The organism is Chryseobacterium gleum (genome assembly GCF_900636535.1).
Lineage (GTDB): Bacteria > Bacteroidota > Bacteroidia > Flavobacteriales > Weeksellaceae > Chryseobacterium > Chryseobacterium gleum.
Window position 1 is genome coordinate 2,051,227 of the sequence record NZ_LR134289.1, and the last position, 11,765, is coordinate 2,062,991.

Here is an 11,765-nt window from a genome sequence, read left to right on the forward strand (position 1 = left end):
TTTTTTGAAAAACGTTAACAAATTAATTTTATTGTATCACAATTTAATTCTAAAATTTTCATTTATTTTGTAATTTAGCAATTTCAATAGTAAACATGAAACGAAAAATTACGCTTTTATCTTTAATCGCTTTTGCATCAACACTTTACGCCCAAAGAAACACCATTGAATGGAATGGTTCCAAAATCCAGGATTTTGGTGACACAAAATTAATTCTTCCCAATTTTAAAAATGAGGGTTTTTCTTTCAGCCAAAATAATGTTTTTATAGTAACCAAGCAAAAAATCGGAGAAAAGCAGCTAAAAATCTCAGACCTTGTCTGGGAGAACGTTTCCAACCATGATTTATTTGAACTGGATAAAGGCAGACTTCCTGACCATGATGTAGCAGACGTTTCTTACTATTCATCGGAAGGAGACAGCTATGCCAGTATCAGCATTGCTTTATTTAAAAATGTAAAAGGCCGTGTTCAGAGATTATCTTCGTTCAATGTTTCAGAAGCTTCCGCATTTGTTAATACCTCCGGCACCGTTAATAAAATAGGAACTACAGCCAATCCGCTATCCAGTGGCAATTTTTATAAAATAAAAGTAGACAAGTCCGGGATATTCAAAATCACATCACAGTTTTTGAAAGATAACGGAATTAATCCTGCTTCTGTAAACCCAAAGAATTTCAGAATTTATGGAAACGGAGGCGTCATGCTTCCTGAGTACAATCAGGATCCGAGATACGGGGCATTACAGGAAAATGCCATTCAGGTAGTAGGTGAAGATGACGGTGTATGGAATGACAATGATTATGCTCTTTTCTATGCACAGGGCCCGGATGGATATAACCTTTATGATACTTCCAACGGAAATGGTTTTAAAAGACATGAAACCCGTATCAACCCAAGCAATAATGTTAAAAATATATATGAGGATTTCTCATATTACTATATCAACTTTGACAAAGGTGCAGGAAAAAGAGTTCCCACTGTTGACGGAAATCTCCCTGCCCAGCTGATCACAAGGTACGACAGCTACCAGGTGATCAACAAAGATCAGAAAAACCTGTTAAAGGTAGGAAGAACGTGGGTGGAAGATACTCCTTTCACCAATGAAAAAACAGTAACGCTTACTACCAATTCACCTATACAGGCTAATGATGTGATACGATACAGAACTCAGGTGGTAGCGTATAATTCCCAGCAGAATACCATTGATTTTAAGATCAACAACTTAAATCCACAGCCGATACAGACGATTCCTTCGGATACTTCGAGCTATCAGTATACCTTCTACCCTGTCACCTACTCCGGAACATTAACGAATCTTACCGGAAACCAGTTTACATTGGTGTATAATCCTGATATTTCCAAGAATCCCAACGGAAGCTTTTATTTTGATTATGTAGAAGTTCAGTATAAGGAAAATCTTGCTTTCAATGGTTCACAGATGAACTTCAGAGATTATTCTATTGTAAGCGGAAGTAATACTAACTATGGTTTCAGCATCAGCAATGCGGCTGCCATAGAACAGGTATGGGATGTAACGGATATTACCAATGCCAGCAGAAGGGTGAATAAGGCCGGAGCAGGTTCTTTCAACTTTGCTTACACTGCTTCTGATCAGAATTTCAACAATGAATTTGTGGCTTTCCGTGCTGATGCAGCTTTCAGTCCGCAGTTCGTAGGAAGAATTTCCAATCAGAATCTGTCTGCTATACAAAACGTAGATTACCTTATCCTTACCGTTCCGGAAATGATGGGCCAGGCGCAAAGACTTGCCAGCTACCATCAGACCAATCATAACTATAAGGTAGAAATTGTTGACATCAATAAGATCTATGAGGAATATGGCAGCGGAAGCAGAGACCTTACTGCAATAAGAGATTTCGTTACCAAGCTCAATACTCCTCTGGGCAGACTTCAGTATGTATTCATTCTCGGGGATGCTTCATACGATTATAAAAACAGAGTTCCGAACAATACAAATGTTGTGGCCAGCTACCAGAGTGAGCAGTCTTCAGATTATGTATCATCATTTGTAACGGATGATTATATCGTAATGACCAAGCCACAAAATACATTATTAATTGAAAACAACCTGCCGGATCTTCCGGTTGGCAGAATTCCGGCAGCCAATGCAAGTGAAGCCGGAGATATGATCAATAAAACACTGGCTTATTACAATTCCCTTCAGGGACAGTCAACCCCTTTCGGAGACTGGCGTATGCGACTTGATTTTGTTGTTGATGACAACAATGAAGGAGGAAGCCCTTTCCATAATGTGATGGACAGTTCACTATCCAGTATATTTGAACAGCCGGGTCAGCCTGAACTTAAAGAATATAATGTTAAAAAATTATATATGGATGCCTTTACCGCTCAGAGTACTTCCGGCGGACGAAGATATCCACAGGTCAATCAGGCGATCTCCAATGCTATCGGAAACAGTTTGTATCTGTTTTATTTCGGGCATGGGGGAATCAACGGATGGGCACAGGAAAGAGTCCTTACAAGTTCTGAAGTTCAAAATGCCAATAATTTCTCAAATGTATACAGCAGATTTCCGTTTGTCTCTACCATCACCTGTGAATTTACATTATGGGATGAGCCTGCAACCAACTCTGTAGGAGAACAGTTTATTAAAATGAAGCAGGGCGGAGCCTCTACCATGATTACTTCCAGCCGTGCTATCGGAGTAGATTACGGACGTGATTTTACCAATACGTTTACCCAGAATATTTTTAAACTAACCAATGACGATTTTAATTCGTTGGGAAATGCCCACTTACTTGCTAAAAAGCAAAAAGGACCCAACAGTAACCATTTAAAAGTAAACTTCCTGGGGGATCCTGCTATGAAATTAAGCAGACCACAAAGACTTCTGGTAATTGATAATATTGAAACTCCTGTTCCGGGACTGATCAGAGGTCTGGATTTCGTAAAAATAAAAGGACACGTCAATAATCCAAACGGAACATTGAATACTACTTTTAACGGAAAGGTAAGCATCAATATTTTTGATAAAAGGTTAAACAAAAAAACCTTAAATAACAGTGGTGTTTTATCTCCGGTTTTAGAATATACCGAAGAAGGAAGTGCGATTGTAAAATCTGCCGGAACTGCTGTAAACGGTGTATTTACTGCGGAATTCTATGTACCTAAAGACATTAATTATGCTGTGGGGCAAGGAAGAATATTAGCCTACGCAGATAACAAGTCAACGGATGTTTTCAACAACCAGGCGGTACAGGTGGGGGATATCAATCCAAACGGAATCAATGATAACCAACCTCCGAAAGTAAAGCTGTACATGAATAATACCAACTTCGCAGACGGAGGAATTACCAACCAGAATCCTATGCTTCTGGCGTGTCTTACTGATGATACGGGAATCAACTCAACAGGATCCGGAGTGGGACACGATATTACGGTATATCTTGACGGGCAGATTATCAATACGGTTGTGTTAAATGATTTTTACGCCCCGGGAGAAGGAAACGGCTGTTTAAATCCAAGTCTTGCCGAGTACCAGAAGGGGAATGTAACCTATCCTTTCAGAAATCTGGCAGTCGGTCAGCATCAATTAACATTTAAAGTTTGGGATATAAACAATAATTCCACAACTGCTACGTTAAATTTTGAAGTTAAAGATGAATCTGACCAGCACCTGACCATCAACCGTCCGCTGAACTGGCCAAATCCGTTTACAAACAAGACCTATATTCAGTTTGAACACAATTGTGATGACATTCTGGATGTGAACGTACAGATTTATACAATAACCGGAAGACTGGTAAGAACTTTATCACAGCCGGTGGTTGCAGAACCGTTCCTGCAGGGCTTTAGAACCCCTCGTCAGGCAATAGAATGGGATGGAAGAGATGATTTTGGTTCTACAGTAGCGAAAGGTACGTATATTTTTAAGATATTTGCAAAAAGTCAAAATCAAGAAAAATGCAAAGGAAGTGCTACAGCTGTAGAAAAAATGGTACTTTTGAAATAATAAAATAAAACATAGACAATAATATTAATAAAAAACTGATAATATATAAAAGACAACATATGAATTTAACTACTAAACTGCTTTTAGGATTTGGTTTGAGTGCTGGTTTTTTAGGCTATTCGCAAGATTTAGGTAAAGTAAACCCAGTTCTTACCGGAGCTCCTTTCCTAAGAATCGCACCTGATGCAAGATCAGGAGGTATGGGAGATCAGGGGGTGGTAACCTCTCCGGATGCATTTTCACAATTCTGGAATGCGGCTAAATACCCTTTCAGCAGGTCAAGTTCTTCCGTAGGTCTTAACTATACGCCTTATATGGGGAAACTTACCAATGATGTATTCTTATTATATGCTTCGTTCCATAAGTTTCTTGGGCAGGAAGAAAGATCTACAATTTCCGCGAGTATCTATTATTTCAATATGGGACAGGTAGACCTGACTCAGCTGGTAGGTACAGAAATCGCATCAATGGGTACATCAAAACCAAACGAATTCTCAATTGACGTTGCCTACGCATTGAAACTTTCTGATTCATTCTCAGGAGCTGTTACCGGTAGATTCATCCGTTCAGACTTAGCCGGAGGATTCAACACAGATACTACCCTTAAAGCGGCAAACAGTTTCGCAGTTGACGTTTCAGCATACTATAACTCTCCAAGGTTCTCCAGTATTGGTGGCTATGATGGTAAAATAAATGCAGGTTTAGCAGTTCAGAACTTAGGTCCTAAACTGGATTACACAGGAAATGAAGAATCAAGATCTTATCTTCCTACCATGGCAAGATTAGGGGTTGGATATGATATGTACCTGGATGATATGAACAGAATCGGAATTTCTGTGGAAGGTTCAAAACTTTTGGTTCCAGGATCTGAATATGCCGGAATAGACCCAAATACAAGACAGCCTATTTACCAGATCCCGAACGTAGGACCAATGGCCGGTATCGGAAAATCATTCAAAAATAAAAACAGTATCATGTACAGTGGTGCTTTAGAATATTCTTATGACAACGCATTTTCTGTAAGAGGAGGTTACTTCCATGAAAGCGAAGAACAGGGAGCAAGACAGTTTGCAACAGCAGGTGTCGGGTTAAAATACCGTTCTTTCGGGCTTGACCTTTCTTACCTGATCAATATGTCCAAGATCAACAGTGCATTGGATAACACGCTTCGTTTCGGGCTTACCTGGAACATCGGAGACGAAACATCTAACGTAGACCGTTAAAAAAGCAACAGCCATATAAAAAAAGCCTCATACTATATTAGTTATGAGGCTTTTTTATAGGCAATGGTGAATCGTCAATACGCTACGCTTGTCAATTTTTTGCGTACTGCAAACATTCATCATTCACTTTGTAAAACAAAATTCACTTTTTGATACTTGAATCGTCAATCGTCAATACGCTTCGCTTGTCAATTTATTTTTTACACTGTAAAATTTCACCATTCACTTTGCGAAGCAAAAATTCACTTTTTAATACGTGAATCGTCAATCGTCAATACGCTGCGCTTGTCAATTTTTTTTACGTACTCCAAGCATTCACCATTCACTTTGCGAAGCAAAAATTCACTATTGACCTTAATGACCAACATTGATCTATGAATTATCAATCGTGCTTCATTTATTGGTCTATTTTAAATAATAACACAGCACTTAAAAAAAATATAATATTTAAGTTGAGAAAAGTCTCTTTTTTATGGCCATTTTCTTAAATTCAATAGCTATTTTTGTAGTATGAACTATTCGGCGGAACTCAAAAAATTCGTAACCAGTCAGTATGTATATTCTGCGATCAGAATTACATTAGCTACTGTTCTGCCCTGTTTAGTCCTCGCCCACTTCGGAATCTTAAAAGAATATTTCCTTTTCCCGCTAGGTACCAGCTTTGTAGCGCTTACAGATCAGCCAGGACCTTTTATCCGAAGAAGAAATGCCCTTACTTTTGCGATCTGCTGTTTTGTATTTGTGGCACTTATTGCAAGTCTTGTAATGAATATCAAAATACTGGTCCTTCTGGAAGTCATTGTTTTCGGGATGTTCTTCTCCCTGATCGGGGTTTATGGCCAGAGGCTGGCTGCAGTAGGCTCATTATCTCTTGTGGTACTCGCAATCTTTATTGACGGACATCTTACAGGAAGTAATATCTTCAAAAGTCTCCTGATATTTGCCTCCGGATGTACGTGGTTTTTACTCATTTTCCTTATCGTAACTACCATCCGTCCCTATAAGCTGGCAAGCCAGATGATTGGGGAAAATTATCTTCAGCTGGCTGACTTTTTAAAGATTAAAGCCAATTATTATCAGAAGAATCCGGACTTTAATAAACTTACTACTCAGGTTATCGCAAAGCAGATTGAGATAAAGAACCTGCAGGAAGATACCAGAGAAACCGTTTTCAAAACCAGAACTATCGTCAATGAATCTACGACCACCAGCCGTTTATTGATGCTGATGTTCCTGAATTCCATGGACCTCCATGAAAAGCTGATGACCTCTGAAAGTGATTATCAAAAGCTGCAGCAGAGTTTTGAAGACAGCATGATTTTGGTGAATATTCATGATTATCTTAATCTTTTAGCAGAAGAGATTACCAATATCGGAATTGCACTTCAAAGCGGTACAAGAGCCAAAGCGATGTTCAACCTGGAACTGGAATTAAAGAATTTAAATTATAATTATTTCGAACTCAGAAACAAACAGCTTTCTCCTGACAACCTCGAAAATTTCATGATTCTGCGTCAGATCCTGATGCGTATTTATGAGATCACTAAAGAAATCAACGAGATCTATAAGGTATTTTCCCAGGATATAAAGCTGGCAAAAAGTTTATCTACAGGGTTGGACTTAAGGAAATTTATGCCTAATGAGCCGAAACTTAACGCTAAGGTATTACGAAATAATATTTCTTTATCATCATCCCATTTCCGACATGCAATCAGAATTACAACGGCATTGCTGTTAGGATATCTTTTTTCAATGTTTGATTTTCTGGGACTGGGGCATACTTACTGGATATTAATTACGATTACAGCCATTTTAAAACCAGCCTATTCTATTACTAAACAAAGAAATCTCCTTCGTCTGTACGGAACTATTGCAGGGGCAACTATTGCTTATGCTATTTTGTATTTCGTTCATATTAACGGGATTTTGTTTGCTATTCTGCTTATCAGCATGATTATGTGCTTTAGTTTCCTGAAAGGACGATATTTCTGGGCGGTATTATTTATGACGATTTATGTCTTCCTCAGCTTTAATTTTTTAAATCCGGGGAAAGTCAATATTATCTTTAAAGACAGAATTGTTGATACAGCCATTGCCGGAATTATTGCTTTTGCTGTATCTTATATTGTGCTGCCGGTTTGGGAACATACCCAAAATCTAGATCTGATGAAAAAGTCTGCTGCTGACAACCTTATCTATTTTCAGAGTGTTATTTCCAAATTCTTACAGGGAAATTTTGATCTTGAAGATTATAAAGTAAAACGGAAAAATGCAATTATCTCTCTGGCTAATCTTTCGGATAATTTCCAGAGAATGATTTCTGATCCTAAAAATCAGCAGAAAAAACTGGAAGTTGTTCATCAGTTTGTGGCGACCTCCCATCTGATTACGGCCTATACTGCTTCACTGTCCCAATATGCAAAAAGTAATGAGCAGTATCCGGAAATAGATGCGGAAAGCTGGAGCAGAAAAATTGAAGCAGAAATGCGGCAGACTTCTACCCTTCTCAACGGAAATGACATCAATGAAACATTAAAAATGGAAAGCCGCCTGGAGCCGGAAGATTCTTCTATTGAAGATATGCTGCTGAAAAGAAAAACTGAAATTGAAGAAAATGACATCGTGGACAGAAGAGATACCGACAAGGTTTCCCATCTGACAGAGCTTAAAAACATTCAGGATATTCTGGAACTGATCTATGATGTAGCGAAAGAACAGAGAAAAGTAATCGAAAAATACCGAAACGAAACAGACCCTACTCCTCCACAATCGTAAAGCAGTAATCGTCAAAAAACTCTACCCTTGCCTTGAACTCATCTGAAAACTGGTCGTCATAGACACGGCAGCTTATTTTATGAAGATGCTTCAGCTCGAAGGGCTTCACTTCATAGTTTTTCTTTAAGGACCAGTATTTTGAGTGATGGATTTTGTACATACTTTCCTTTACGCTCCATATGATTGTAAAAAAAGTATCCGCTTTGTCCTCAGGAATGAATCCCCGTTCATTTTCATACGTGAATTTATCAATTACCCTTAAGATTTTGGGATTAAACTTTTCAATATCAATTCCTATTTTATTTTTAGAGACCGCTATTGCAGCAAACGGGAAAGAATGGGTAATGGAAATTTCCGCATCATAAGGAGAAAGAAAAGGCTCTCTTTCTTTATATAAAATTTTGGAACCGGGCTTCAGTCCTTTTAAGAGCTTCCTCACCATAAGGACTTCCAGTAATTTTTTAGGATGATAATCTTTTACCTTTTCAGCATTTTCCGGTTCCAGAAGTTCATTGATATCAAGTTCTTCACTTTCATCATACTTCCAAACAAGGATCGTTGCATTATCATCTGAAAAATCTCGGTAAAGTGGCATTCTTTTTTTATTGGACAAAAATAGTGAAAAGAAACCATTTGAAGAAGATGACTTGAACGTACAAAGGTTAAGCATAGAAAGGCTTTATTATATAGTTCATAATTTCATGCTTAATCTCATAAGCCTGAACTTGATCTGTCGTTTTTATATCTTAATTATTAATTGTAATTTTGCCTTTCGTTATCAATTGAATTTAAAATTATTCATTACATATGAGTACTACAACACAATACCTTCCTTATAAAGTTAAGGATATCTCCCTTGCAGAATGGGGTAGAAAAGAAATTACCCTTGCAGAAGCAGAAATGCCTGGTCTGATGTCTATCCGTGAAGAATACGGACCGTCTCAGCCGCTGAAAGGAGCAAGAATCGCAGGATGTCTTCACATGACGATCCAAACGGCTGTGCTTATCGAGACTCTGGTAGCCTTAGGAGCTGAAGTTACCTGGTCATCTTGTAATATTTTCTCTACACAGGACCACGCTGCTGCTGCAATTGCCGCTGCAGGAATTCCGGTGTATGCATGGAAAGGTTTAAATGAAGAAGAATTTGACTGGTGTATTGAGCAGACTTTATTCTTTGGTGAAGACAGAAAGCCATTAAATATGATCCTGGATGATGGTGGAGATTTAACAAACATGGTTTTTGATAAATATCCTGAATTAACAAAAGATATCAAAGGTCTTTCTGAAGAAACCACTACAGGAGTACACAGACTGTATGAAAGAATGAAGAACGGAACTTTGGTAATGCCAGCCATTAACGTAAATGATTCTGTAACTAAATCTAAATTCGACAACAAATACGGATGTAAGGAATCTGCTGTAGATGCAGTAAGAAGAGCTACAGATGTAATGTTAGCCGGAAAAAGAGTGGTTGTTTGCGGATACGGAGACGTTGGTAAAGGTACTGCAGCTTCATTCAGAGGGGCTGGTTCTATTGTTACAGTTACGGAAATTGACCCAATATGTGCCCTTCAGGCTGCTATGGACGGTTATGAAGTAAAAAGATTAGACACTGTGGTAGACAATGCTGATATCATCATTACTACAACAGGTAACTTCAATATCGTAAGAGGAGAGCATTTCCTTAAAATGAAAGATAAAGCAATCGTTTGTAACATCGGTCACTTCGATAATGAAATCGATATGGCATGGTTAAACAAAAACTATGGTCATACGAAGTCTGAAGTGAAGCCTCAGGTTGATATCTATACTGTTGAAGGTAAAGAAGTGATCATCCTTGCAGAAGGTAGATTGGTAAACTTAGGATGTGCTACAGGCCATCCAAGTTTCGTAATGTCTAACTCTTTCTCTAACCAGACTCTGGCTCAGATCGAATTATGGAACAATTCTGCTGCTTATAAAAACGAAGTATACACCCTTCCTAAGCACTTGGATGAAAAAGTTGCTGCTTTACACCTTAAAAAATTAAGCGTAGAGCTTGAAACTCTTTCTCCTGAGCAGGCTGCATACATCGGAGTAGAAGTACAAGGGCCATTCAAGCCTGAGTATTACAGATACTAAAAGAAATCTAAATATGATATGATCCCGCTATTTTTAAGATAGTGGGATTTTTTTATATAACATTATACAGTATTCCTTATTTTTGCCCACAAAAAAATACCATGAGAAAATTATTATTTCTGGGAATGATGGGCGCTGTCTTATTCTTTAACAGCTGCAGCAGTAATGATGATACGATGAGTGAATCTACTGATAAAAAACTTCTGTTAAGCAAACTTACAACCACTTATTACGATGATCCATCCAAACCTGAAACTGTAGTAGAAACATTGGAATATGATAATCAGGGACAACTTGTGAGAATGTTTTCAAAAGGAAGATCAAGTACCTTTGAATACAACAATGGCAAACCAATTAAAATAAATTATTACAATGATAAGCAAGCATTGGAATATTATCTTAATTTTTACTATTCCGGGGATAAGTTGGTCAGCAATAAAGCTGTTTACACTAATGCCAATTATAACAGAACGTATACTTATAGTTATAACTCAAACGGCCAGCTTGCCTCTTCCACTCTTTGTCAATCTGAAAATTGTTCAAATCCTGGAATTTCCACGTATACTTATAATGGGAATAATGTTTCAGTTGAAACTTCTACAACACCGGGAACATATAGCTTTACTTCCAAATATGAATTTACTTATGACAGTAAATTAAGCCCATTTACAAATACAAACAAATATTTAAGAATTATGATGGGAGGAGCAAATACCTTAAGTGCAAACAATTATACCATAAACAAAGACAGCTATAAAGGTAATGATGGAAACTGGTATCCAAGTGAAACTACTACATATACCCTACAGTATAATAGTTCAGGACTGCCTGTTCAGGCTATCGGAATAGGAAGTGACGGAAATCTTTCGGTTCAGTATACTTACGAATATATCACTCAATAAGATAAACTCTCCTATTTGGGAGAGTTTTTTTTGAGTTGACTCCGTACTCACTCATATTCTTCAAACCAGACGTTCCATATCCAACTCTCCTATTCTTTCTTACGTTAGGAGATAAAATTGGCTTTAGTCAAAACATAAACCTGCTTCATGCAGTTATCCCGGTTTTCCCCTATATTTTCCCTCTATTAGAGCTGTATTTATAAAAAATGAATATCTTAGCCCTCTTAAAATAAAACATTAAACTATGAAAAAACAAAGAGTGTCGAATGCATTTGTTGCTGCATCATGGGTAGCATTGGGAGCAGGAATGATCGGTTTCATTGTCGGTCTTGCAAGAGCTGAAATGCAGCTGAATGAGAAAGGATATTATTTCACCATCCTGCTTTATGGCTTATTTGCTGTTGTTTCTTTGCAGAAAGCCGTAAGGGACCGATTAGAAAATATTCAGGTTACGGATATTTATTACGGAATCTGCTGGTTTGCTACATTATCATCTATTGTCTTACTGGCAATAGGGCTTTGGAATGCCACCATCCTTCCAAGTGAAAAGGGTTTTTATGCCTTTGCCTTTTTGCTCGCTCTTTTCGGAGCCATAGCCGTTCAGAAAAACACCCGGGACAACATGATTCAGGAATAAAACAAACTCTCCAATCCGGAGAGTTTTTTCATTATACAACTTTACTAAAAAATACAATATTCTATAAATCTCATATTTAAATTAAAAATATATTGATTTTTTCGTATTTTAG

The 11,765-nt window shown here is 37.7% G+C and carries 7 protein-coding genes; 6 read left to right on the forward strand and 1 reads right to left on the reverse strand.

Annotated elements, in window-relative coordinates:
* Nucleotides 1-95 precede the first annotated feature (95 nt).
* The 3 genes from porU (at nucleotide 96) to EL165_RS09385 (ending at nucleotide 7,993) form a co-directional block, all read left to right on the forward strand.
* Entirely contained in the window at nucleotides 96-3,995 is a 3,900-nt protein-coding gene (gene porU / locus EL165_RS09375; protein WP_002977618.1) for a type IX secretion system sortase PorU, read from the forward strand.
* Nucleotides 3,996-4,054: 59 nt separating this feature from the next.
* A complete protein-coding gene (gene porV, locus EL165_RS09380) occupies nucleotides 4,055-5,218 on the forward strand; it encodes a type IX secretion system outer membrane channel protein PorV (RefSeq protein WP_002977617.1) in 1,164 nt (387 codons plus the stop codon).
* Between the two features lie 510 nt (nucleotides 5,219-5,728).
* Nucleotides 5,729-7,993 (forward strand): FUSC family protein, encoded by a 2,265-nt coding sequence (locus tag EL165_RS09385; protein ID WP_002977616.1) that lies wholly within the window; start codon nucleotides 5,729-5,731, stop codon nucleotides 7,991-7,993.
* Here EL165_RS09385 and EL165_RS09390 read toward each other — a convergent pair.
* Entirely contained in the window at nucleotides 7,974-8,588 is a 615-nt protein-coding gene (locus tag EL165_RS09390) for a 4'-phosphopantetheinyl transferase family protein (protein WP_002977615.1), read from the reverse strand. The two genes, EL165_RS09385 and EL165_RS09390, sit on opposite strands and share 20 nt — an antisense overlap.
* A 212-nt stretch (nucleotides 8,589-8,800) precedes the next feature.
* On the opposite strand from EL165_RS09390, the gene ahcY reads away from it, so the two are divergent.
* The 3 genes from ahcY to yiaA all read left to right on the forward strand — a co-directional run bounded on the left by ahcY (nucleotide 8,801) and on the right by yiaA (nucleotide 11,653).
* Entirely contained in the window at nucleotides 8,801-10,114 is a 1,314-nt protein-coding gene (gene ahcY / locus EL165_RS09395) for an adenosylhomocysteinase (RefSeq protein ID WP_002977614.1), read from the forward strand.
* A gap of 101 nt (nucleotides 10,115-10,215) precedes the next feature.
* Nucleotides 10,216-11,016, forward strand: coding sequence for a hypothetical protein (locus tag EL165_RS09400; protein ID WP_002977613.1), 801 nt, complete (start codon nucleotides 10,216-10,218; stop codon nucleotides 11,014-11,016).
* A gap of 244 nt (nucleotides 11,017-11,260) precedes the next feature.
* On the forward strand, nucleotides 11,261-11,653 hold the full coding sequence (gene yiaA, locus EL165_RS09405; RefSeq protein WP_002977612.1) for an inner membrane protein YiaA: 393 nt from the start codon (nucleotides 11,261-11,263) through the stop codon (nucleotides 11,651-11,653).
* Nucleotides 11,654-11,765 lie beyond the last annotated feature (112 nt).

Excerpts from the sequence above, each read along its gene's own strand:
- porU (WP_002977618.1), top strand. The coding sequence starts at position 96 with ATGAAACGAAAAATTACGCTTTTATCTTTAATCGCTTTTGCATCAACA.
- porV (WP_002977617.1), top strand. The coding sequence starts at position 4,055 with ATGAATTTAACTACTAAACTGCTTTTAGGATTTGGTTTGAGTGCTGGT.
- EL165_RS09385 (WP_002977616.1), top strand. The coding sequence starts at position 5,729 with ATGAACTATTCGGCGGAACTCAAAAAATTCGTAACCAGTCAGTATGTA.
- EL165_RS09390 (WP_002977615.1), bottom strand. The coding sequence starts at position 8,588 with ATGCCACTTTACCGAGATTTTTCAGATGATAATGCAACGATCCTTGTT.
- ahcY (WP_002977614.1), top strand. The coding sequence starts at position 8,801 with ATGAGTACTACAACACAATACCTTCCTTATAAAGTTAAGGATATCTCC.
- EL165_RS09400 (WP_002977613.1), top strand. The coding sequence starts at position 10,216 with ATGAGAAAATTATTATTTCTGGGAATGATGGGCGCTGTCTTATTCTTT.
- yiaA (WP_002977612.1), top strand. The coding sequence starts at position 11,261 with ATGAAAAAACAAAGAGTGTCGAATGCATTTGTTGCTGCATCATGGGTA.